Raw genomic sequence first — 21,757 nt, forward strand, 5'->3', positions numbered from 1 at the left:
TTCTAAACTCACAAATAATCGTATTTTTACCTGACTAAAATTACCTTACTAAAATCGAATTAACTCATGGGCAAAGTAATTGCTGTAGCAAATCAAAAAGGTGGGGTCGGTAAGACCACCACTTCCGTTAATCTAGCGGCATCTTTGGGCGTACTTGAAAAAAAAGTATTGCTAATTGACGCTGATCCTCAGGCAAATGCTACCTCCGGTTTAGGAATTGATGTTGAGTCGGTGGAGGGAGGCACATATCAATTGTTAGAACATTCGGCAACCCCCGAAGAAATCATTGTAAAAACGGAATCCCCAAACGTTGAACTCATACCTGCACATATTGACCTAGTCGCTATTGAGATCGAACTAGTCGATAAAGATCAGCGTGAATATATGTTAGCAAAGGCTATTGAGAAGCTTAGGAATTCGTATGATTATATATTGATAGACTGCGCTCCTTCTCTTGGCTTATTGACATTAAATGCCTTAACGGCGTCTGATTCCGTAATTATTCCAATTCAATGCGAGTATTTTGCATTAGAAGGATTAGGGAAATTACTCAACACAATCAAAAGCGTACAAAAGATACACAACCCGAATCTGGACATCGAAGGATTACTACTAACGATGTACGATTCTAGACTTAGACTATCCAACCAAGTCGTAGAAGAGGTTCAAAAACACTTTAGCGAAATGGTTTTTGAAACCATAATCCAGCGAAATGTGCGACTCAGTGAAGCTCCCAGTTATGGAGAAACCATTATAAACTACGACGCTACTAGTAAAGGTGCAACAAACTACTTAAGTTTGGCACACGAGATAATAAAGAAGAATAAGCAAACGGTGTAAATGGCAAAGGCGACAAAGAAACAGGCTTTAGGAAGAGGTTTATCTGCATTACTTAAGGATCCCGACAACGATATCAAAACGGCCTCGGATAAGAATGCCGATAAGGTAGTGGGTAGCATTGTGGAACTGGAAATTGACTCCATAGAAGTAAACCCATTTCAACCTAGAACCAATTTTAACGAAGAAACATTACAAGAACTCTCCACCTCTATTCGCGAGCTTGGAGTAATTCAACCTATAACGGTTCGCAAATTAGACTTCAACAAATACCAACTAGTCTCTGGTGAACGAAGATTGCGAGCTTCAAAATTAGCAGGTCTGAAACTCATTCCTGCTTATATAAGGATTGCCAATGACCAAGAGTCCTTAGAAATGGCCTTGGTAGAGAACATTCAGCGACAAGACCTAGATCCGATCGAGATCTCACTTTCTTATCAAAGACTTATCGATGAGATCAATATTACTCAAGAACAATTAAGTGATCGCGTAGGTAAAAAACGATCCACAATCACCAACTATTTACGCCTGTTGAAATTAGATCCCATCATCCAAACTGGAATGAGGGATGGTTTTGTCAGTATGGGTCACGGACGAGCACTGATCAACATAGAGAACAAAAAAGACCAATTAGAGATTTATGAAAAAGTAATTTCTCAACGCCTTAGTGTTCGCGATACTGAAAAATTAGTTCGAGCCTACCAAGAAAGTAAAGATCAAAAGACTGTAAAAAGGGCTAATGTAGAAGTTCCAGAGTATATCTCCGAAAATGTCGATGAATTAACAGAATACTTTTCTTCAAAAGTTGACGTTAAAGTAGCAAAGAATGGAAAAGGTAAGTTAATTATACCATTCCACTCTAAAGAAGATTTTTTACGTCTTACTAAACTTCTTAAATAGTGCTTAAAAAAGGATTATCCATATTTTTTTTCTCGCTTTTTCATTTTATAGTTTTCGCTCAGGAAAAGCAAACGGATTCGATATCGAGCCAACAGGTCAATGAGGATCCCATTCATGAAATGACTAAAAGAGAACTCAAGAAGCTAGAAGAAGAAGCAAAAGACTCCATACAGCCTTTGGCAGTTCAGGACACGGTCGCTAGCGACACCTTGTCTAAAAAAGAAGTCAGACAGCTCAAAAGACAACAAAAACGCGATAGTATTGCCAAAATCCCAGTGGATATTGATCCTTTAGCACCTGCTAAAGCGGCCTTTTATTCTGCCATACTTCCAGGTCTTGGACAAATCTATAATAAAAGTTATTGGAAAGTTCCTTTAGTATATGGAGCCATTGGTACTGGGGCTTATTTTTACATTGAAAACACCAATAATTACAATCGTTACCGAGACGCCTACAAAAGACGTTTAGCAGGATTTCACGATGATGAATTCTACGATATTAACGGTGATGGTATTTCTCCTGGAAACCCAGATGTCAGTGATGACGCCTTAAGGGACGCACAGGAATTCTATCAACGAAATCGCGATCTTTCACTACTGATTACCATTGGATTATATGTCTTAAATATTGTGGACGCCAATGTCGATGCGCATTTAAAACAATTCAACGTCAATGAAAATATATCATTCAAGCCATATATTGAACAAAATCAACTTAATTACAATCCAAACTACGGGCTAAGCCTGAGTTTGAATTTTTAAAATCTATAAAATAATACTGATGAAAATAGCTTTACTAGGGTATGGGAAAATGGGAAAAATGATTGAAAAGATTGCCCTAAGCCGTGGCCATGAAATTGTAGCCAAAATAGACATCAATAGTTCAGATACAGATATTACTAAGGCCGATGTAGCCATCGATTTTAGCATCCCTGATGCTGCTTTTAACAACATTAGCCTTTGCCTAGAAAACGGCGTTCCAGTAATTAGTGGAACCACCGGATGGCTTGACAAATACCCTGAGGCGGTTGCTTTATGTGAAAAACATAAAGGTGCTTTTATCTATGCCTCTAATTATAGTCTAGGAGTTAACATCTTCTTTCAAATCAATGAATATCTAGCCAAGATCATGAATAATCACTCCGCGTATGGAGTAAGCATGGAAGAGATTCACCACACCCAAAAATTAGATGCTCCAAGCGGGACTGCAATCACCTTAGCTGAAGGTATTATAAAACATACCGATAAAGAGAACTGGACCCTTGAGACTCCTAAAGCCAATGAAATTCCGATCAGCGCCAAGAGAATTGATGCAGTACCTGGAACTCATACGGTGAGTTATGAAAGCGAAATTGACAGCATCTCAATGACTCATACAGCAAATAGTCGTGAAGGCTTTGCTCTTGGAGCCGTAGTGGCAGCAGAGTGGATCGTTGGAAAGTCCGGAATCTTCACTATGAAAGACGTGTTAAACTTGGGTTAAAAACCGCATTTAGAACATACATAGAGAAGCTTATGCGGTAATAAATTTTACTTTTACCAACATAGTTAAAAAAATTACTTTAAGCTAAACCAAAAATTATGACAATAACACAATGGTTTATATTCTTTCTATTACTGCAAGTAATTCACTTCGCAGGAACTTGGAAATTATATATAAAAGCTGGTAGGAAGCCATGGGAAGCATTAGTTCCTGTATACAATGCTGTAGTTTTGATGAAAATCATCAACCGTCCTTGGTGGTGGGTGATTTTACTATTTATCCCCATCATTAACTTAATCATGTTTCCAGTAGTTTGGGTGGAAACCATTCGAAGTTATGGAAGAAATAGCACAACAGACACATGGTTAGCAATACTTACTCTTGGATTCTACGTCTATTACGTTAACTACGTTTTGGATGTAAAACACATAGAGGATCGCAATTTAAAACCACGTACAGCAACTGGAGAATGGATAAGTTCCATACTCTTTGCTGTTATCGCAGCTACCTTGGTTCACACCTATTTCATGCAACCCTTTGTGATCCCAACTTCCTCATTAGAAAAAACATTATTAGTAGGGGACTTCTTATTTGTAAGTAAGTTTCACTACGGAGCAAGAACACCGATGACCACTGTTGCTTTTCCGATGGTACACGACACCATTCCAGTGATCAACACCAAGTCCTATCTAGACAAACCACAATTGCCTTATTTTAGACTACCTGGGCTACAGGATATCAAACGAAATGACATTGTGGTATTTAACTGGCCCACAGATACGGTCGAACAATTTTTTAAAATAACACACCGCAAGATTCGTAAACCGATCGATAAGAAATCCAACTATGTTAAGCGCTCTGTAGGATTACCAGGAGATTCCCTATCGATAAGAGATGGATATGTCTTCATAAATGGAGAACAAAACCAATTACCTGGACGAGCAAAGCTGCAATTCTCTTATTATGTCCAAACCACTGGAGAACTCACTCCTAGGTACATGTATGAGCGCTATGGAGTAACAGGAAGCTTTGGTAAGGTCAAAGAAGGCGTCTACTTCTTTTCTTCCCTCACCCAAGAGGCAGCTGATAAGTTAAAAGACAATCCAAATGTGGTTCAAATTCAAAGAAACATTGAGGAAGAAGGAAGCGCTAGGATGGGAAGTGTATTTCCAAATGATAATGGTAATTACCCTTGGAATCAAGATCAATTCGGTCCAATTTACATTCCAGAAGCTGGTAAAACAATAGATTTAAACCCAACAGTTCTTCCAATATATAAACGCATCATAGAACGTTATGAAGGCAACACCATCAAACAAGATGGTGATCAAATTCTTATCAATGGACAGGTGGCAAATAGCTACACCTTCAAACAAGATTATTATTGGATGATGGGTGACAACCGCCACGCCTCAGAGGATAGCCGTTATTGGGGCTTTGTTCCTGAAAATCATATTGTTGGTAAGCCAGTGTTTATCTGGATGAGTTTCGATAGCAACGCAAGTGGTCCATTTTGGAATAAAATTCGTTGGGAACGTGTTTTCACCACTGTCAGTGGCGACAACCAGCCTCGCTCCTACTTGGTCTATTTCTTAGTAGCTGTTGGACTGTGGTACGGGTATAGCGTTTTTAGAAAACGTAAAAATCCAAAATCTTAAATCGATTTTTTTTCCATCACACAAATGAAGGTTCTGATACATCCTACATATTTTCCCAGCATTTCTCATTGGGTTGTTATCGCACATCACCAAGGGAAATTAGTGATTGAGGCAAAGGATAATTATCAAAAACAAACCTATAGAAATAGAACCTATATCTATAGCCCAAACGCAAAGCAACTACTAACGGTCCCTATTGTACACACAAAAACCACTGGTCGTCAAAAGTACAATCAGGTAACCATAGAAGAAAGCTTTGATTGGAAAAAACAACATTGGAAATCTATCGAAACGGCGTACCGCACTTCTCCGTATTTTGAATTCTACGAAGATGAGTTAGAACCGTTTTTTAAGAAAGAACACCAATGTTTGTTTCAGATGAATCTTGAGAGCATGGAAATCATAGCTCAGTGCATGCAACTAGAACCTTTCACCTATGAGCTTACAGATGAATTCCTTTTGAACCACCAGGACAAATTAGATAAGCGATCACTAGTAAACGCCAAAACAAAACAAGAGTACTCGTTTGATTCCTATGTACAGGTTTTTGATGATAAGCATGGTTTTATACCAAACTTAAGCATACTAGACCTCCTGTTCAATGAAGGACCTAATTCCCTGAATTATTTATTAAACGTGGATTTAAACCAAATTCCTTGATTCGATTTTTAGTCCATTACGGAATACACTTTATAGTCCCTATTGCAATTGCTTGGCTTTTCTACCGAAAACGATTTAAAGAGGCTGTGCTAATTCTATGGCTTGGAATTATTATCGATCTAGATCATTTATGGGCCGTTCCGATATTTGATCCTGATCGCTGTAGTATCGGATTTCATACCCTACATACCTTTGTAGCCTTTATAATTTACTTAGTCTTATTTGTATACCCCAAGACTCGAATCTATGGATTAGCCTTACTGTTACATCTTGTTGCCGACAGCACAGATTGTTTATTAATGTCTTTACAGCTGTAACTGAGCGATTACTGGATAGTGATCTGAGAGCTTTTCATAACGATTTTTATGCGAGATCACCTCTATACTTGGGTCAGTGAAAATAAAGTCAATACGCAAAGGAAAATACTTAAAGTAGAAGGTTTTTCCAGTACCTGTTCCCTGCTCTTCAAAGGTATCGATATTATCACCTCGTATTTGGTCGTATATGGCAGAGTACTGATTGTTGTTTAAATCCCCACAGGTAATGGTCTTATACGGACTTTCACTGAAATGCTTGACAAAGATATCAGTTTGGACCTGTTGTTTAGAAAACACGGCACCCATACGACTAGCCAGGCGAGTTGAATTTTCTTGGCTCAACTCCTCACTTTGAGGATCTATATGAAAGGATTGCAGATGCACATTGTATATTCGAACAGTATCATTATCCCTTACAATATCGGCAAAAATGGCATTGTTTCCAGAGTTTGGAAAATCTAAAGAACCTTTATTTACAATAGGGAATTTTGAATAGATAGCCTGGCCCGTTTCCTTGGTTTTGTAATTCACATAACGGTAAGGAAATTCTTCGAACTTATCCTCCTTAGTAAAATAAAACTCCTGAAAGCACAGTATGGAAGGATTCTCTTCCTTGATGAGCGACTTAATTTGATCAAAGACTTCCGTATCCCCACCAATCCATTTATAAACATCAAAAACACGTACGTTGTAGGTCATCACCTTTAAAGCTCCATTACCTACAACTTCCTCTTTGCCGGAAAATTTATACAGAGAACTTACCTTTGGATATCCCAGCAAAAGGATCAGGAAAGACAGTAGAAATTGCCTTTTAAACTTCAGCCCCCAATACAACATAAAAAGAATGTTGATTATTATAAGAATGGGCGTAATAAGACTGTAAATAGAAATTCTAGGAAATGATTTCACAGGAATATAAGGGGATATATATCCTAAAATAAGCAGCACAGCAACAACTATATTAATACTAAAAACAAACTTGTTTGCCCAACTTAACTTTTTCATCTACTATCGGTCCGATTCCGGTTTTATTGGTGATTAATCTTTGCCTGCATTAAATAGAAAGTCTTTTTCTTCCCTAGACAAACTCTCATATCCACTTTTGCTAATCTTATCTAAAATAGCATCTATTTTCTTCTGGTGATCTGATATTTCAGGGGCATTACCTTTCCTAGATTTCTTGCTTCTGTAAACAGTCCTCATGGGTGCCTTCTTTGATTTGCTAAACAAAGATGACACGCTATCCATAATCATGTAAATCCCTCTCCCCATATCATTGCCTTGTTGCAACTTTTTGGCATACACAAAGCCGAGTAAAGCACCACCTAAATGCGCTAGATGGCCACCTGAATTTGAAAAAGGCAATGACACTAAATCAAGTAAAACTAGGGCAGCTCCAATATACCAAAGTTTTACATTCAAAATAAAGAACAATTTCACTTCTTGGTGAGGCATACTAGTACAAACAAAAATCATAACCGCCATTACAGCAGCTGAAGCCCCAATAAGAGAAGAGTTCACCCCAGAGAAGACAGGGAATATGTTATAACTCAGCAAAAATAAAAGCCCCCCTGCCATAGCTCCTAAGATATACAAACTAATAAAGCGCTTAGTAGGATGTATCATTAGAAAAAAACGTCCTACAAAAAAAAGCAGGAGCATATTCCAAAATAGGTGCATAAAGCTTCCGTGGAAAAACGAATAGGTGATTAAAGCCCAAGGCTGAATAATATAGTCATCAAATCCTTTAGGAAGCTCAAACCAGCCCATTATAAAATCGATTGGTAACTGAAATAAAAACACCACAAGTGCATTGATGATAAACACAGCGGTATTGATTATGATCAGCTTTTCCGCGATGTTTAATGCTGAAAATTTCATATTTATTTCATCCCTTATACCCATACTTAATTATTGTTTTAAACCCTCATTGATCTACTACACTAATCCCAGCGGTTATTTCTAAATTGATTTCGTTTCCAATACCAAACCATTATAAATCCAAATAGTGCTCCTCCCAAATGCGCGAAATGTGCTATTCCTTCTCCAAGAATAGAGGATCCAGAGAGACCTGAAAACAAATCAACTAAGATAAGTCCTGGTATAAAATACTTAGCCTTTACTGGAATTGGGAAAAATATCAGCATAAGCTCTGCATTTGGAAACATCATTCCAAAGGCCACCAAAATTCCGTAAATAGCCCCTGAGGCACCCACGGAAGGACTAATATAAGATCCAAGGAAATTATCCAACCCATCTGGCGATAGTATGGCTTCCCAGGTAATCATATACCTTCCTTCTCTTAAAATTGTATAAATCTCAAATTTATCATACCCCTCAGCAAGTAAAAGCTGCAATCCACTATTGAAATGATAATAATTAACCAAGATATGAATTAAAGCTGCTCCAAGACCTGAAGAAAAATAAAAGAATATGAATTTATTTCGTCCCCACATTTGTTCCAATGGAGTACCAAAAGCCCAAAGTGCATACATATTGAATAAAATATGCATAAAGCCCCCATGCATAAACATATGAGTGACTACCTGCCAGAGGTAAAAGTTTTCATTTTCTGGAAACCATAGCGCAAACCACTGATACATTTGATCCCCAAGAAGCTGTGTGGCGATAAAAAACAGCACATTGACAATCAGTATATGCTTAACCGCGTCTGTTATTCTTCCCATGCTATTGTTATAAAAATCGTTTATCTAATTCTTCTAATGACATTGTAATAAATATAGGCTTTTGAAATGGAGAAACCATGGGCTCTTTTGTAGCAAACAAATTATTTACTAAAGATTCCTGGGCAGCAGTGTTTAAATGTGCTCCGCTCTTCACCGCAAGAGTCCTACACATCGCCTTGGCCAAAACATCTGATTGAGAGAGTGAAGATTCCGGAATTTCTTGCTGTAAATCAGCCAGCAACTGGTCAATGATCCCGCCAACTTCACTTTCTGATACATTCAAGGGCATCCCACTGAGTTGAACCTCATTTTCAGTCATTTCTGAAAACACAAATCCAGTACGTTCTAGACTGTCCTTAATTGTTTTTAAAAGCTCCATCTCTGTGGTGGAAAATTCCAATGTCAATGGAAATAACAATTGTTGACTACTTCCAGTATCCACCGTGATATTTTTTAAATATTGCTCATATAACACCCGTTGATGTGCACGATGTTGATTGATAATCACCATACCTGATTTAATGGTAGTGACAATATATTTTTTGTGCAACTGATAGGTGGTCGGTGAAATATCTGTTTCCTCTTCGGTGAATAATTCATTCGCTGTAGATTCCGACTCAATACTGACGGTTTTAAAATTCTCACTAGAATCTACCGACACGTATAAACTCTCCCAAGAAGCCTCTACTCTATCGGCTTTGAGATAGGGCTTTGAGGCTACCCTAACACCACCTTTACCTTCCTCCTTAAAGGGGTTAAAGTCGGCGTCAACCTCTACCCCAGGTTGCTTTGGTAATTTGGTTTTATAACTATAAGGGGTGTCCAAATTGGAATCCCGATCAAAATCTAGTACAGGTGCCACGTTGAACTGCCCAAGACTATGTTTGACAGTTGATCGAAGAATGGCATACATCGCCTGGTCTTCATCAAATTTTACTTCCGTTTTTGTGGGATGGATATTAATATCAATAGAAGATGGATCTACCTCTAAAAATATAAAATACCCAGGGTGATGACCTGGTTTTAATAAACCTTCAAATGCTGAGCTAACCGCATGGTGTAAATAAGAATTTTTTACAAAACGGTTATTGACAAAGAAAAACTGCTGACCTCTAGTTTTTTTAGTAAAAGCTGGTTTACTGATAAAACCATTAATTTTAACCACATCTGTGTCCTCTTTAATGGGCACCAATTTTTCATTAGTTTTACCTCCAAAAACATTGACAATTCGTTGCCGAAGGTTAGAAGGTGGTAATTTAAATAATTCGGAATTATTATGGAAAAAGTCAAAATGAATATCAGGATGAGCAAGCGCAATCCGATGAAATTCATCAATAATATGACGCAGTTCCACAGTATCTGACTTTAGAAAATTACGTCGTGCTGGAATATTAAAAAACAAGTTCTTAACAGCAATAGAGGTTCCCTTTTCACAGGCGATTGGTTTTGGGTCATTAATAGTGCTCCCTTCAATCTTAAGTTGTATACCTACTTCATTATCCTCTTCCCGAGTTGAAATCTCAAGGTGCGCAATAGCCGCAATAGAAGCCAATGCTTCACCCCTAAACCCTTTGGTGTGTAATTGAAAGAGATCTTCTGCCGTTCTGATCTTAGAGGTAGCATGACGCTGCACAGAGAGCAACATATCGCGCTCACTCATCCCTTTTCCATTATCGACAACCTGGATAAGTGTTTTCCCTGCGCCTTTAATGATAAGCTGAATTACTGTACTTCCTGCATCTACTGCATTTTCTACCAATTCCTTTACCACCGAGGCAGGCCTTTGTACTACCTCACCGGCTGCTATTTGGTTTGCAACATGATCGGGTAAAAGCTGTATTATATCTGCCATTAAAAGAGAGTCTCAAGTTTAATTTCCTTAAGCGCATACCATGCGAATAACAAAAGAAGGATTAGTATAACGATAAAGCGTAACCTTGAATTTTTATTATCACTGCTTTTGCGAGCAGCTTTCCAATTATCTTTAAAACCCTTAGGCCTATACCCTTTTACGTATTCTTCATCAGAACGTGATTCCTTACTTTTTTTAAGGGCCTCCAAGCGTTCCTTTCGCTCATCATAATACCTAGGCTTATAGTTATAAGCTTTCGGTTTCTGGGTTTTAAAAAGTGACGGAAGTCTCACTGGTCTAGTTTTAAAATTAATATTGGCAATGTGCAAGCGAGCGAATTACTTCACTTGAGCACACTAGCTTAATTACCAAAATTACTTAAAAAGTGGCAGAAACGCAGGCTTTAAATCCTAAAACTTGTTAACAAGAAGCGCTAAATCAACAAATACGATAAGATTTTTGTAATATTAGAATTCCAATTCATCAGCGAAAGCACTACCCCGGCCAAGGACGGCCATTTTAATAGCAGCAATTGCCGCCTCAACACCTTTATTTCCATGTTTACCCCCACTACGGTCTATGGCCTGCTGCATGTTGTTATCAGTGAGCACACAGAAGATAATTGGTGTCTCGTGCTGAAGGTTTAAATCCATGATTCCCTGGGCAGTTGCTTGACAAACAAAGTCAAAGTGCTTGGTTTCTCCTTGGATAACACTTCCTATGACAATAATCACATCTGGATCATGTCTTTTGATCATTTTTTTAGCACCATAGACTAGTTCAAAACTACCAGGCACATCCCATTTAACGATCTGATGCTCTACAGCACCACAATCAAGCAACGCCTCTACAGCACCTTGGTAAAGCGCATCAGTTATAGATGAATTCCATTCAGAAACAACAATCCCAAATCGAAGATCTTCCGCATTTGGGATTGTTGACTTATCGTAATCAGACAAATTAGTATTTGCTGTTGCCATAATATTTTATCATTGATTATTGTTCGTTTTACAACGCACAAATGTACAACTTCTAATTATTGTTGAGCAGTTTCTGCTCTTCCAATATAAATATCAATAGTTCGTCCTTCTTCAGAGTTAGGAAATTCATTTTTAATTCTGTTGAAGTACTTCGCAGCTTGGTCAGCCTTTCCGTCTTGAAGTAAAATCACACCAGCCTTAAATAAAAATTTAGGAGTCGTGAAGTTATTCGTAGAGTTCTTGATTGCTTTTTCATAATAATCCAAGCCGTCAGCCTGTTGTCCTAATTGAACAAAAGCATCACCTATTCCTCCTAAAGCTAAAGATCCTAAGATCTCATCATCAGAACTAAACTCCTGAAGGTGGGCGATCGCTTGATCGTATTTTTGAGTATTCAAAAATGCCATTCCAGCAGTGTATTGCGCAAGGTTCGCAGCCTTAGTACCAGAATAATTATCAATAATATCTAACAATCCGTATTTTCCATCAGCACCATTTAATGCTAAAACATATAGAGAGTCATTTTGAGTACTGTTAACAGCTTGGTCAAAATATTGTTGTGCAAAAAACAATTCATTAGAAGCTTCTGCTTCTGTTGGCTTCACTACAAATTGTTGATAGCCTAAAAATCCAAGAATCACTGCAACCACAACACCAATTACACCCAAAAGAATCTTTTGGTTTTTCATCACCCATGCCTCAGTTTTTCCAGCACCTTCGTCCAGTGCAGAGAATACATCTCTAGTTGTACTTGGTCCACCTTGTCCTTCTTCACTCTTATCTACAGCTTTTTTGTAGCCGCGTTTCTTATATGTTGCCATAATAATGATATATTGTTAAGCGTGGCAAAAATAAAATATTTATTCAAATAGGAAAGCTTATTCATTTGATATTTTTTATAATTTGCAACTTCTTATCAAGTACCTCAACAATAAAAACAGTAGAAGCACTCCTATGCAACTTCAAAGGCTATCCCTTATTAATTTTAAAAACTTTAAATCTCAAGAATTTGAATTTGACCACAAAATAAATTGTTTTGTAGGTCAAAACGGTATTGGAAAGACTAATGCATTGGATTCCATATATTTACTTGCTTTCGGAAAAAGCTATTTTAACCCTATAGCTTCTCAAAATATCAATCACGATGAAAATTTCTTTGTTGTCGACGGGACTTTTCTAAAAGGCCAAAAAACTGAAAAGATCATTTGCAGCTTTAAAAAGGGACAAAAAAAGCTCATCAAAAGAAATGGCAAGCAATATGATAAATTATCGGACCATCTAGGATTAATCCCTTTAGTGATTATTTCTCCCTCTGACAGAGATTTAATTACCGAAGGAAGTGAAATGAGAAGAAAATTTATAGATAGCGTCATCTCCCAAGGCAATAAAACTTATCTTCAAAACCTGATTAATTACAATAAAGTACTAATTCAGCGCAATGCACTTCTTAAGTACTTTGCACTTAATAACACATTTAACCAAGACACCTTGTCGGTATACAATGATCAGTTAAACCAATTCGGTACACAGATTCACCTAGAGCGAAAAAAATTCTTAGAAAAGTTCATCCCAATTTTCAAGGATCGCTACATGGAAATCTCCTCAGGAAAAGAAACAGTGGACCTTAAATATCAGAGTCAATTAGAAAATAAGAGCCTGGGACAACTATTTGATGAAAATCTAAACAAAGACAAAGCTTTACAATACACCTCGGTTGGGACGCATAAAGATGATTTAATTTTTGAGATCGACGGCCACCCCATTAAAAAATTCGGTAGCCAAGGACAACAGAAATCTTACCTAGTTTCATTAAAACTGGCACAATTTGACTTCACAAAACAGCAATCAGGACAGACCCCAATTTTGCTTCTGGACGACATATTCGATAAACTAGATGAAAAGCGCGTTAGCCAGATTATAAGTCTTGTTAACAAGGATTCTTTTGGGCAAATATTCATTAGTGACACCCATCGCGAGCGCACAGAAAATGTAGTTAAACAAGCCGAACAATCTTACAGAATGATCGAGCTATAGCATCTCTTAACTGGAAAAATTCCAATATATATCCGATCTCATTGCGTAAACCCTCTTCTTTTACCTACCTTTGTCAACAAACTAAATCCGACCAATTTGAGAGCACTTCTAATGGGCTTAGTCGGCCTTATTTTATGGGGTTGTAGCCAAGAAAAAGTAAAAGACACTACCATACTTAACGGATATTGGGAGATCGAAAAGGTAAGTTTTCCATCAGGGCAAACCAAGATCTATCAAGTCAATGCAGTAGTGGATTACTTTTTACTTACTGGGGACTCTAGCGGAGTACGCCAAAAAGTTATGCCACAACTTGATGGTACATTTATTAGCAATGGAGATCAAGAACCCTTTAAGATATCATTACGCGAAGGTGAGCTTTACTTAGATTACGATAAAGACGGTGTAACTCACAGTGAAAGAGTAATCTCATTAAATCAAGAAAAATTGGTAGTAATCAACAGGGATGAATTGACATATCACTACAAACCCTTTAAAAAATTTGAGTTAAAATAATGGCCAAACGACGTAACGAATCTAATTCTTTAAACGATCTGCTTAAAACTTTTGTACAAGAAAACAGTCTTGAAAAAGGTATGGACAAGATTGATGTTCGTAACGCATGGATTAATCTAATGGGCAAAGGAGTCAATACCTACACCACTCAAATCGAACTCAAAAGAGACACTTTGTACGTCTGTTTATCTTCTTCTGTTCTACGACAGGAACTTGCCTTTGGTAAGGATAAGATCATTAGAATGATCAATGAAGAACTCGGAAAGGACATTGTAAAAGCAATTATTTTTCGCTAAATCCAAGTCTTTAGTACTCAAAAAAAAAGAGACTACCAATAAGGCAATCTCAGTTTTTTTTTAAATTCTATGAGTATGTTTTAAAAAACCTCTCTACCAGAGAAATGGAAAGCACCTTCAATAGCAGCATTTTCGTCGCTATCTGATCCGTGAACTGCATTTTCTCCAATAGAAGTAGCAAAAAGTTTACGGATGGTACCTTCAGCAGCCTCTTCTGGATTTGTAGCCCCAATTAAAGCTCTAAAGTCTTCTACAGCATTGTCTTTTTCTAAGATTGCAGCCACAATAGGTCCACGAGTCATAAATTCCACTAGCTCCCCAAAGAAAGGGCGTTCGCTGTGAATCGCGTAGAATTCTTCTGCATCTCTTCGGCTTAGTTGCGTGTACTTCATTGCAACTATTTTAAATCCAGCAGCAGTAATTTTTTCAAGAATAGCCCCTATATGACCGTTTTCAACTGCATCGGGCTTAATCATTGTAAATGTTCTGTTTGTTGCCATTTTTTTACTTTACTAATTTTTTGTTCCCAACTCAGTAAGAAACATTCAACGTACTGCCTTTGTTGGGTTATTAAATTTTGCGCAAAAGTAAGGGAATTAAATTTAATGCTCGTATAGCTTTTAAATAAATACTACTTAAAAAATTTTGACACGCTTCGTATTTACACCAAAAAAACAGAAAACAAAGTTGTAATTCGAACCTTTAATAAGCTTGCTCCAACTCATTTAACACCTTATTTCCATCCCCGATCATCTGAAGGGTAGCCCTATAATTTTTTAAATTAAGTCGAAGTAACCCAAAACTTTTTTCCTTAACAACCTCACCCACTCTATAAGGGTTTTGCTCACCAGAAAAAGCTTCATAGGTATGCGTAAGTCCACTCGAAGTAAAATCTATTAATGGGTAATCCAAATCGCTAATATTGATTTGAGAAAATTCAGAGATATGGCGATCACCAGAGAGTATAATTACTCGCTCAGCTTTACTTGATTTGATTAAGTCTACTAACTTTTCCACTTCTGAAGGAAAATTACCCCAGGTTTCAAACCCATGTTTATTGGATAAGAACTGTATACTACTTACAATAATATTAAAGCTTGCCTGTGAGGTGTTAAGTTCGTTTTCCAACCACGCCCATTGCACTTCTCCAAGAATAGTTCCCTCTCCATAAGGGTTTGGCATAAATCGCTTGCCATCATCTCCTAAATTTTTAGTCAAAGGACTTCTAAAATAACGCGTATCCAACACTATGATCTTCACATCTCCTTGTGGGGTATGGTAAGTTTTGGCATCGTAAACTCCTTTTTGATTCCACCTTGGATCGTGTTTAGGCACTTCTAAAAAGTTTAAGAAGAGCTCCTGTGCTTGGTCCTTAAAAGCCCATTCACGTCCCCCGTCATTTAAGCCGTAATCATGATCATCCCAAGTCCCTATGATATCCATGGACTTTCGAACCTCCTTGTAGCCGTTTTGATAACGCTGCTCTTCGTAATCTTTGCGCATTTCTCTAAGGTCATCGGTGTCGGAATAGATATTATCCCCACCCCAGATCCAGACCGAAGGCTTGTTTGCCACTACATCATCCCAAAGGTGATTCTCCTGATCTTGCCTATTACAAGAGCCAAAAGCTATTACGAATTCGTCATTATCCAGGGGATACAACGTGTTCTGTATCGCATTACAACCCATTAATAACATCAGTAGAAACCCACAGTATAGTACCCGCATCTCATATCAGTTTGGTACCACAAATGTACTATTCATTTTCACATCACCATTAAAAAAATTCTTAAAGCATACAAAACAAGTGAATTCACCCTAACTTCCTAAAGGGGATTCCCGTACACGATACGCCCATGATTCTATTTTAAATTGTATATTCGCTTCGCTTAAATGGCTTAAAATTAAAACTTTTGACTACAATAGAAATACACGAATTAAAAGAACGAATTTCCACTCCCTTAAAGGTTGTTATAATTCCCCACAAAAACCCTGATGGAGATGCCATAGGATCGTGTTTAGCGCTATACCACTACCTGAAACAATATAAATGCAACCCTACGGTAATCGCTCCAAATGAATTTCCAGATTTTTTAAAATGGATGCCTGGAGCTGATCAAATACTCATTCACGAAAGACAGCTTGATCAAGCCACGCGTTGTATTAAATCAGCAGAACTAGTATTTACACTAGACTTCAATTCCCTCAGCAGAATAAACGGCGTAGCAGAGACATTAGAACAGTTCAAGGGTGATTATGTAATGATCGACCACCATCAAGCGCCAGATTCCTATGCTAAATACACTTATTCGGATACTGCCATGAGCAGCACCTGTGAGATGGTGTACAATTTCATTGGAATGATGGCAGATAGTCAAAAGATCACTAGAGATATAGCCACCTGTCTTTACACAGGCATTATGACCGATACAGGTTCATTCCGTTTTCCTTCAACCAGCAGCGTAACTCATCGCGTGGTTGCAGATTTAATCGACAAAGGCGCAAACAATTCAGAAATTCACAATGCTATTTATGATACGAGTTCATTGGATAAATTACAATTATTAGGAACCGCATTAAAAAACCTAGTTCTCTTACCACAATACAACACAGTATACATCACATTATCAAAAGAAGAACTCGCTTTAAATAATTTCAAAAAAGGTGATACTGAAGGTTTTGTGAATTATGGACTTTCATTAAAAGGTATTAAATTTGCTGTAATTTTTATTGAAAGTCAACAAGAAGAAATCGTAAAGATATCCTTAAGATCCAAAGGAGATTTCTCGGTAAATGACTTTGCAAGATTACATTTTAGCGGCGGTGGGCATACCAATGCCGCTGGAGGTAGAAGCACAATTTCATTGGAAGAAACGGTGAGAAAATTTAAAGACCTTCTTCCTGATTATAAGAATCAATTACAATAATCAAATACGCTCCAAAACCTAATAGAAATTTTTATGAAAAAACTACACCTCAGCTACCTATACCTACTCTGCCTAGTTTTTTTAACCGCAGGGTGTAGCCAACCAAAACCCAGAAAACCGATTAGTGTAAAAACTGGGAGCTTTATGTCAACTTCCATTGAACGAAGTAAAGCATTACTGAGTCATGAAGAAGCGATTATAGATAGAATAATCACTAAAGACACTCTTAATCAATACCATAGCTCTCCTAATGGGTACTCTTATTATTTCAACAAACTTGATTCCACAAACAGTTACCATCCAAAAGAAGGAGATGTGGTAAAAATAAATTACGATATACGAACCTTAAACAACCAGACCATCTACTCCAGTGAAGAAATAGGTGAAATTAACTTTAAGGTCGACAAGGAAGATTATTTTCCCGGTCTGCGAACAGCTGTCAAGCTCTTAAGAGAAGGAGAGACCGCAACTTTCTTATTTCCGTCCTCTTTGGCCTATGGGTACCATGGTGATGACCACAGAATTGGAACCAACCAAACCATTAAAAGCACCATCCATATTATTGAAATTATCCAAAAATCAACAGATAGTTTAACCGCAAATTAAAAAAAACCTTACAACGATGAAGAAGTTAAATCTCATTCTTATTTCAATGTTATTTTTTGCATCATGTTCTAGTTCTAAATACTCAGATTTAGGTGATGGCATCTTTGCAGATATACAGACCAATAAAGGGGATATGGTTGTAGAATTATACTACCAACAAACCCCTATTACAGTAGCCAATTTTATCAGCCTCGCTGAGGGAACTAGCACACACGTAGTTGACTCCCTAAAAGGAACACGCTATTATGACGGTATTATATTCCACCGAGTAATAAAAGATTTTATGATTCAAGGAGGAGATCCTTCAGGTGAAGGAAATGGAAATCCAGGATATAAATTTACAGATGAGTTTGTAGATAGCCTTAAACATGATAAAAAAGGAATTCTTTCAATGGCTAATGCAGGACCCGGAACCAACGGGAGTCAATTTTTTATAACTCATAAAGAAACTCCTTTTTTAGACGGTAAACACACTGTGTTTGGAGAAGTTGTTATCGGCTTAGAGGTTGTGGATAGTATTGCAAATGTTGAAACTGCCGCTAAAGACAGACCAGTTGACGAGGTAGTAATCAACCATGTAGAAATCATCAGAAATGGCAAGGACGCCAGAAAATTTGATGCTTTAAAAGTTATGGATGATTATTTTGCTGGGGAAGCAGAAAAACAAAAAGAACTTGAGAAAACCATAAGTGAAGCTGCTGCAGAATTTGAAGAACAAAAGAAAGTAGCCCAAAGTACTGAATCTGGCCTTCAATATGTAGTAATTAGTGAAGGTAACGGAAACAAACCTAAAACTGGAGATGTGATACTAGTTCATTATTCTGGTCACTATGAGGATGGTAAACTTTTTGACACTAGCGTTTTAGAAGTTGCAGAAAAATTTGGTAGTGTAAATCCAGAAAAAAAAGCTCGCGGGATGTACAAACCAATGATGATGGAAGTTAGCCCTGATGCAGGCATTATTCCTGGCTTTAAGGAAGGGATCATGTTAATGGAAGAAGGCTCTAAATACCGTCTGTTTATTCCTTATTACCTTGCTTACGGTGAAGCAGGATACGGTCCTATTCCACCAAAGGCAGACCTTGTATTTGATCTAGAAATTACTGAGATTCAATAGTTCGATTAATCGGTTATTTTAACTATATAAATTCTACCAGTGGCAACATTGGTAGAATTTTTTTGACCAAAAATTAGTTATCCTACCCCCGATAGCACGAAATCATTTTTCAAAATTAACCGAATTACAATTTTTCTTGACCAACAAAAGAAGAACATTTTACCCTTCAAATGGGTGTAAAAAAAAAGTCCTCCATTTCTGAAAGACTTTTTTCTGAGCCGATAGAGGGACTCGAACCCACGACCTGCTGATTACAAATCAGCTGCTCTAGCCAGCTGAGCTACATCGGCGTTTGCTTTTAAAAGTGCGCAAATATAAACCTGAAATTTATTATTCCAAATTTTTATTTAAACTTTTTTAAGCTTTAGAAACAGAAAGTTTATTTAACTCCTCAACTAGCGCATTGGCTTGTGACTCCAACTCTTTGTTGACATCCTTAAGATGTGCCTTTCTGTTTTCCACAGTTTTATCATTAACCTTCTCAATAAGAGCATCAAAGGTTGTAATTGCCTTATCTATAATCTTATCACCTGCTTTTGAGTTTGGATTCTCCGTGCTGATTTCCCATATGTAAACCGCCTCAATAATGTCTCCAAGTACATTATTAATATCTCTCTTTAAATTTCTAACACTCGCCATTTGATTCTATTTTTTTTGCAAAAATAAGCTAATTTCACAAATATACCTCTAAAATTTTCGCATCAGCCGCACTAATCACTACATCATTGACTACCGCAGGTACTAAGACAGTCTGACCCATACTCAAATTCTCAGTATGTTCGCCAATTTTAATCTGTGCCTTCCCATCTACACATAGGTATATGGTAAAGGAGTCACGATTAACTAACTGCTGAACATAGGTACCTTCCACGTTTAAATAATTAGTAACAAAGTACGGACAGTTAACCATATTATTGGTCGTATTGGATTGCTTAGGATAGTTCACCTTAAAATCCTTCTTTAATGAATAATCTATGGCATCCACCGCGAGCTCCGTATGAAGCTCCCTAGTATTACCATCTTTATCCTTTCGCTGATAATCATAGATTCGATATGTAATATCTGAGGTCTGCTGGATCTCAGCTAGCAAAATTCCTGCTCCGATAGCATGAACCTTCCCTGTATTTATAAAATAGGTGTCCCCCGCTACAACTTCCTCTTGATTTAAGATTTCTAAAAGTTGTCCTTTCTCAAGAGATTCCAAATAAGACTCCTTAGTGAGCTCTTGATTAAAACCAACAATTAGCTTAGAACCTGGATCTGCCTGCATCACATGCCACATTTCGGTTTTCCCGAAAGAGTTATGGCGCTTTTTGGCTAAATCATCATGAGGATGCAATTGCACTGATAAATCCAATCGCGCATCAATGAATTTTATCAAAATAGGAAACTTTGTCCCAAAACGCTTATAAACAGAATTCCCTAATATCTCTGAGGTATAGGTATCCATTAATTCCTGCAAGTTCCTTCCCTTTAGGCTTCCATTTGATACCTGAGAAACATTCCCTTCTACGCCTGAAATTTCCCAACTCTCTGAGGCAGTCTCGGTTGTCACATCCTTGTTCAGCACCTCTTTTAGTTTAGTCCCTCCCCATAGATATTCCTTGAATATTGGGGAAAATTTTATTGGATAACATAGGTCATTTGAAGTACTATTATGGTTTAAACTTTCCATCTAATGCTTTTGAATTAAATATATAAATTGATCAGGGAGGTAATCTATCCCTTATAGGTTACGAAATTTCTTGGAGTCTCGTAGAGCACGATTTCCAATTCAAAATCTTGTAAATGCGGCTTTAATCGATTGTAAATAACCACAGCAATATTCTCAACAGTTGGATTAAGGTTTTTAAATTCCTCCACCTCAATATTGAGGTTCTTATGATCTAGATGCTCCTCGATCTCTCTTCGAACTAGTTGTTTTAATATCTTAAGATCAATTACAAAACCAGTTTCTTCATCCACTTCACCAGTAACACTAACGATTAACTCATAATTGTGTCCGTGGAAATTAGGATTGCTACATTTGCCAAAAACCTCTAGATTCTTAGTATCATCCCACTGTTTTTTATACAGGCGGTGAGCAGCGTTAAAATGTGCTTTTCTACTTACTTTTAATTTCATAATACATTGGTGGATTGCTGCTCAATATGGACATAGAATTTTTCAAAAATAATTTTAAACCAAGCAGTATAATGATCAGGGTTAACGGCAATATCAGCTTTAATATCTTTTAAGGACATCCATTTCCAAGAAGCTACTTCATCCGGATTTGGCACTGGCTGGTCGTTAAACTTCCCAACCATAATATGATCATACTCATGCTCCGTGAGCCCATTATCAAATGGAGCATGATAAATAAATGACAGCACCTCTTCAAGCGCTGTTGTAAAGCCCATCTCCTCCTGCAACCTTCTTTTTCCTGCAGCTATATTACTTTCTCCATCACGCTGGTGACTACAACACGTATTTGTCCATAGCCCTGGAGAGTGATACTTATGAGCTGCCCGCTGCTGCAACAAGGTTTCTCCCTTATCATTAAACACGAATACAGAAAAAGCGCGGTGCAATAATGCCTTCTCATGAGCCTCTATTTTTTCCATCAACCCAATCTGCCGATCATCTTTATCCACCAGAACTACCTTTTCTTTTTCTTTATACATTGTGTTAATTTTAAATTTAATAATTAGGGTACACTCTTTATTGAGCTTTAAAAATACATCAACAAAATTACAAAAAAGGTTAAGCAATTCCCAAAACATAGATGCCCAGTAAAACCATAAGACGCTATAGCCCACATTAAACAACTAACCCACTGATTATTAAGACTGGAAAACAACACAAAACCACTCCTTTAGATGTTTTAAAGTTTATGCGCCCTTTTGATAGAA

At 37.4% G+C, this 21,757-nt stretch carries 26 protein-coding genes and 1 tRNA gene; 13 read left to right on the forward strand and 14 right to left on the reverse strand.

Annotation, left to right across the window (positions count from 1 at the left end; translation table 11 throughout):
* Nucleotides 1-66 precede the first annotated feature (66 nt).
* From I215_RS06045 to I215_RS06075, 7 genes are all read left to right on the forward strand, one after another.
* Nucleotides 67-840: a ParA family protein gene (locus I215_RS06045; RefSeq protein ID WP_008991080.1), complete on the forward strand. Its 774-nt coding sequence runs from the start codon at nucleotides 67-69 to the stop codon at nucleotides 838-840.
* Complete coding sequence (locus I215_RS06050; protein ID WP_008991081.1) at nucleotides 841-1,737, forward strand: ParB/RepB/Spo0J family partition protein; 897 nt, start codon at nucleotides 841-843, stop codon at nucleotides 1,735-1,737. It begins immediately after the preceding gene.
* A complete protein-coding gene (locus tag I215_RS06055) occupies nucleotides 1,737-2,498 on the forward strand; it encodes a DUF5683 domain-containing protein (protein WP_008991082.1) in 762 nt (253 codons plus the stop codon). Before I215_RS06050 ends, I215_RS06055 begins: the two co-directional genes overlap by 1 nt.
* A 19-nt stretch (nucleotides 2,499-2,517) precedes the next feature.
* On the forward strand, nucleotides 2,518-3,219 hold the full coding sequence (gene dapB / locus I215_RS06060) for a 4-hydroxy-tetrahydrodipicolinate reductase (protein ID WP_008991083.1): 702 nt from the start codon (nucleotides 2,518-2,520) through the stop codon (nucleotides 3,217-3,219).
* Between the two features lie 98 nt (nucleotides 3,220-3,317).
* Complete coding sequence (gene lepB / locus I215_RS06065) at nucleotides 3,318-4,877, forward strand: signal peptidase I (protein ID WP_008991084.1); 1,560 nt, start codon at nucleotides 3,318-3,320, stop codon at nucleotides 4,875-4,877.
* A gap of 24 nt (nucleotides 4,878-4,901) precedes the next feature.
* On the forward strand, nucleotides 4,902-5,537 hold the full coding sequence (locus I215_RS06070) for a WbqC family protein (protein WP_008991085.1): 636 nt from the start codon (nucleotides 4,902-4,904) through the stop codon (nucleotides 5,535-5,537).
* Nucleotides 5,534-5,854 carry a DUF6122 family protein gene (locus I215_RS06075; RefSeq protein WP_008991086.1) on the forward strand — a complete coding sequence of 107 codons (321 nt, stop codon included), beginning with the start codon at nucleotides 5,534-5,536 and terminating at the stop codon, nucleotides 5,852-5,854. The genes I215_RS06070 and I215_RS06075 overlap by 4 nt, the downstream gene beginning before the upstream one ends.
* Here the strand turns inward: I215_RS06075 and I215_RS06080 are convergent.
* From I215_RS06080 to I215_RS06110, 7 genes are all read right to left on the reverse strand, one after another.
* Nucleotides 5,843-6,859 carry an endonuclease/exonuclease/phosphatase family protein gene (locus tag I215_RS06080; RefSeq protein ID WP_008991087.1) on the reverse strand — a complete coding sequence of 339 codons (1,017 nt, stop codon included), beginning with the start codon at nucleotides 6,857-6,859 and terminating at the stop codon, nucleotides 5,843-5,845. The genes I215_RS06075 and I215_RS06080 overlap by 12 nt on opposite strands.
* Before the next feature lie 33 nt (nucleotides 6,860-6,892).
* Entirely contained in the window at nucleotides 6,893-7,759 is an 867-nt protein-coding gene (locus I215_RS06085; protein ID WP_008991088.1) for a rhomboid family protein, read from the reverse strand.
* Nucleotides 7,760-7,797: 38 nt separating this feature from the next.
* On the reverse strand, nucleotides 7,798-8,541 hold the full coding sequence (locus I215_RS06090; RefSeq protein ID WP_008991089.1) for a rhomboid family intramembrane serine protease: 744 nt from the start codon (nucleotides 8,539-8,541) through the stop codon (nucleotides 7,798-7,800).
* A 7-nt stretch (nucleotides 8,542-8,548) separates the two neighbouring features.
* Nucleotides 8,549-10,393 (reverse strand): DNA mismatch repair endonuclease MutL, encoded by a 1,845-nt coding sequence (mutL, locus tag I215_RS06095; protein ID WP_008991090.1) that lies wholly within the window; start codon nucleotides 10,391-10,393, stop codon nucleotides 8,549-8,551.
* Nucleotides 10,393-10,686 (reverse strand): hypothetical protein, encoded by a 294-nt coding sequence (locus I215_RS06100; RefSeq protein WP_008991091.1) that lies wholly within the window; start codon nucleotides 10,684-10,686, stop codon nucleotides 10,393-10,395. The genes mutL and I215_RS06100 overlap by 1 nt, the downstream gene beginning before the upstream one ends.
* Before the next feature lie 174 nt (nucleotides 10,687-10,860).
* A complete protein-coding gene (ribH, locus tag I215_RS06105) occupies nucleotides 10,861-11,373 on the reverse strand; it encodes a 6,7-dimethyl-8-ribityllumazine synthase (RefSeq protein ID WP_008991092.1) in 513 nt (170 codons plus the stop codon).
* A 56-nt stretch (nucleotides 11,374-11,429) separates the two neighbouring features.
* Nucleotides 11,430-12,194, reverse strand: coding sequence for a tetratricopeptide repeat protein (locus tag I215_RS06110; RefSeq protein WP_008991093.1), 765 nt, complete (start codon nucleotides 12,192-12,194; stop codon nucleotides 11,430-11,432).
* Nucleotides 12,195-12,327: 133 nt separating this feature from the next.
* On the opposite strand from I215_RS06110, the gene recF reads away from it, so the two are divergent.
* The 3 genes from recF to I215_RS06125 all read left to right on the forward strand — a co-directional run bounded on the left by recF (nucleotide 12,328) and on the right by I215_RS06125 (nucleotide 14,216).
* Nucleotides 12,328-13,407, forward strand: coding sequence for a DNA replication/repair protein RecF (recF, locus tag I215_RS06115; RefSeq protein ID WP_008991094.1), 1,080 nt, complete (start codon nucleotides 12,328-12,330; stop codon nucleotides 13,405-13,407).
* A 96-nt stretch (nucleotides 13,408-13,503) separates the two neighbouring features.
* Entirely contained in the window at nucleotides 13,504-13,920 is a 417-nt protein-coding gene (locus I215_RS06120; RefSeq protein WP_040459900.1) for a hypothetical protein, read from the forward strand.
* Entirely contained in the window at nucleotides 13,920-14,216 is a 297-nt protein-coding gene (locus tag I215_RS06125; RefSeq protein ID WP_008991096.1) for a DUF721 domain-containing protein, read from the forward strand. Before I215_RS06120 ends, I215_RS06125 begins: the two co-directional genes overlap by 1 nt.
* Before the next feature lie 80 nt (nucleotides 14,217-14,296).
* Here the strand turns inward: I215_RS06125 and I215_RS06130 are convergent, their stop codons facing one another.
* Nucleotides 14,297-14,716 (reverse strand): nucleoside-diphosphate kinase, encoded by a 420-nt coding sequence (locus I215_RS06130; RefSeq protein ID WP_008991097.1) that lies wholly within the window; start codon nucleotides 14,714-14,716, stop codon nucleotides 14,297-14,299.
* Between the two features lie 202 nt (nucleotides 14,717-14,918).
* A complete protein-coding gene (locus I215_RS06135) occupies nucleotides 14,919-15,905 on the reverse strand; it encodes an alkaline phosphatase D family protein (RefSeq protein ID WP_008991098.1) in 987 nt (328 codons plus the stop codon).
* 224 nt (nucleotides 15,906-16,129) lie between these two features.
* Here I215_RS06135 and I215_RS06140 point away from each other — a divergent pair, with 224 nt between their 5' ends.
* The 3 genes from I215_RS06140 to I215_RS06150 are packed head-to-tail and all read left to right on the forward strand — an operon-like array spanning nucleotide 16,130 to nucleotide 18,866.
* Complete coding sequence (locus tag I215_RS06140) at nucleotides 16,130-17,143, forward strand: DHH family phosphoesterase (protein WP_008991099.1); 1,014 nt, start codon at nucleotides 16,130-16,132, stop codon at nucleotides 17,141-17,143.
* Between the two features lie 33 nt (nucleotides 17,144-17,176).
* Nucleotides 17,177-17,749 carry a gliding motility-associated peptidyl-prolyl isomerase GldI gene (gldI, locus tag I215_RS06145; protein ID WP_040459905.1) on the forward strand — a complete coding sequence of 191 codons (573 nt, stop codon included), beginning with the start codon at nucleotides 17,177-17,179 and terminating at the stop codon, nucleotides 17,747-17,749.
* A 16-nt stretch (nucleotides 17,750-17,765) separates the two neighbouring features.
* Complete coding sequence (locus tag I215_RS06150) at nucleotides 17,766-18,866, forward strand: peptidylprolyl isomerase (protein ID WP_008991101.1); 1,101 nt, start codon at nucleotides 17,766-17,768, stop codon at nucleotides 18,864-18,866.
* 216 nt (nucleotides 18,867-19,082) lie between these two features.
* Here I215_RS06150 and I215_RS06155 read toward each other — a convergent pair.
* The 5 genes from I215_RS06155 to idi all read right to left on the reverse strand — a co-directional run bounded on the left by I215_RS06155 (nucleotide 19,083) and on the right by idi (nucleotide 21,529).
* Nucleotides 19,083-19,156, reverse strand: a tRNA-Thr gene (locus I215_RS06155).
* 67 nt (nucleotides 19,157-19,223) lie between these two features.
* Nucleotides 19,224-19,505, reverse strand: a complete 282-nt coding sequence (locus I215_RS06160) for a hypothetical protein (protein WP_008991102.1) — start codon at nucleotides 19,503-19,505, stop codon at nucleotides 19,224-19,226.
* 34 nt (nucleotides 19,506-19,539) lie between these two features.
* A complete protein-coding gene (locus I215_RS06165) occupies nucleotides 19,540-20,541 on the reverse strand; it encodes a type I phosphomannose isomerase catalytic subunit (protein WP_008991103.1) in 1,002 nt (333 codons plus the stop codon).
* A gap of 44 nt (nucleotides 20,542-20,585) precedes the next feature.
* Nucleotides 20,586-20,990 (reverse strand): 6-pyruvoyl trahydropterin synthase family protein, encoded by a 405-nt coding sequence (locus I215_RS06170; RefSeq protein WP_008991104.1) that lies wholly within the window; start codon nucleotides 20,988-20,990, stop codon nucleotides 20,586-20,588.
* Nucleotides 20,987-21,529 carry an isopentenyl-diphosphate Delta-isomerase gene (idi, locus tag I215_RS06175; protein WP_040459920.1) on the reverse strand — a complete coding sequence of 181 codons (543 nt, stop codon included), beginning with the start codon at nucleotides 21,527-21,529 and terminating at the stop codon, nucleotides 20,987-20,989. The genes I215_RS06170 and idi overlap by 4 nt, the downstream gene beginning before the upstream one ends.
* Nucleotides 21,530-21,757: the final 228 nt, after the last annotated feature.

This window comes from Galbibacter marinus, assembly GCF_000300875.1.
In the GTDB taxonomy this organism is placed as follows: Bacteria; Bacteroidota; Bacteroidia; order Flavobacteriales; family Flavobacteriaceae; genus Galbibacter; species Galbibacter marinus.

What these genes read in the sequence shown, in the direction of transcription:
- I215_RS06160 (WP_008991102.1), bottom strand. Translation starts at nt 19,505, where the DNA reads ATGGCGAGTGTTAGAAATTTAAAGAGAGATATTAATAATGTACTTGGA.
- recF (WP_008991094.1), top strand. Translation starts at nt 12,328, where the DNA reads ATGCAACTTCAAAGGCTATCCCTTATTAATTTTAAAAACTTTAAATCT.
- I215_RS06130 (WP_008991097.1), bottom strand. Translation starts at nt 14,716, where the DNA reads ATGGCAACAAACAGAACATTTACAATGATTAAGCCCGATGCAGTTGAA.
- I215_RS06085 (WP_008991088.1), bottom strand. Translation starts at nt 7,759, where the DNA reads ATGGGTATAAGGGATGAAATAAATATGAAATTTTCAGCATTAAACATC.
- I215_RS06090 (WP_008991089.1), bottom strand. Translation starts at nt 8,541, where the DNA reads ATGGGAAGAATAACAGACGCGGTTAAGCATATACTGATTGTCAATGTG.
- I215_RS06165 (WP_008991103.1), bottom strand. Translation starts at nt 20,541, where the DNA reads ATGGAAAGTTTAAACCATAATAGTACTTCAAATGACCTATGTTATCCA.
- I215_RS06125 (WP_008991096.1), top strand. Translation starts at nt 13,920, where the DNA reads ATGGCCAAACGACGTAACGAATCTAATTCTTTAAACGATCTGCTTAAA.
- ribH (WP_008991092.1), bottom strand. Translation starts at nt 11,373, where the DNA reads ATGGCAACAGCAAATACTAATTTGTCTGATTACGATAAGTCAACAATC.
- I215_RS06045 (WP_008991080.1), top strand. Translation starts at nt 67, where the DNA reads ATGGGCAAAGTAATTGCTGTAGCAAATCAAAAAGGTGGGGTCGGTAAG.
- I215_RS06170 (WP_008991104.1), bottom strand. Translation starts at nt 20,990, where the DNA reads ATGAAATTAAAAGTAAGTAGAAAAGCACATTTTAACGCTGCTCACCGC.
- idi (WP_040459920.1), bottom strand. Translation starts at nt 21,529, where the DNA reads ATGTATAAAGAAAAAGAAAAGGTAGTTCTGGTGGATAAAGATGATCGG.
- lepB (WP_008991084.1), top strand. Translation starts at nt 3,318, where the DNA reads ATGACAATAACACAATGGTTTATATTCTTTCTATTACTGCAAGTAATT.
- gldI (WP_040459905.1), top strand. Translation starts at nt 17,177, where the DNA reads ATGAAAAAACTACACCTCAGCTACCTATACCTACTCTGCCTAGTTTTT.
- I215_RS06150 (WP_008991101.1), top strand. Translation starts at nt 17,766, where the DNA reads ATGAAGAAGTTAAATCTCATTCTTATTTCAATGTTATTTTTTGCATCA.
- dapB (WP_008991083.1), top strand. Translation starts at nt 2,518, where the DNA reads ATGAAAATAGCTTTACTAGGGTATGGGAAAATGGGAAAAATGATTGAA.
- mutL (WP_008991090.1), bottom strand. Translation starts at nt 10,393, where the DNA reads ATGGCAGATATAATACAGCTTTTACCCGATCATGTTGCAAACCAAATA.
- I215_RS06050 (WP_008991081.1), top strand. Translation starts at nt 841, where the DNA reads ATGGCAAAGGCGACAAAGAAACAGGCTTTAGGAAGAGGTTTATCTGCA.
- I215_RS06080 (WP_008991087.1), bottom strand. Translation starts at nt 6,859, where the DNA reads ATGAAAAAGTTAAGTTGGGCAAACAAGTTTGTTTTTAGTATTAATATA.
- I215_RS06135 (WP_008991098.1), bottom strand. Translation starts at nt 15,905, where the DNA reads ATGGGTTGTAATGCGATACAGAACACGTTGTATCCCCTGGATAATGAC.
- I215_RS06070 (WP_008991085.1), top strand. Translation starts at nt 4,902, where the DNA reads ATGAAGGTTCTGATACATCCTACATATTTTCCCAGCATTTCTCATTGG.
- I215_RS06110 (WP_008991093.1), bottom strand. Translation starts at nt 12,194, where the DNA reads ATGGCAACATATAAGAAACGCGGCTACAAAAAAGCTGTAGATAAGAGT.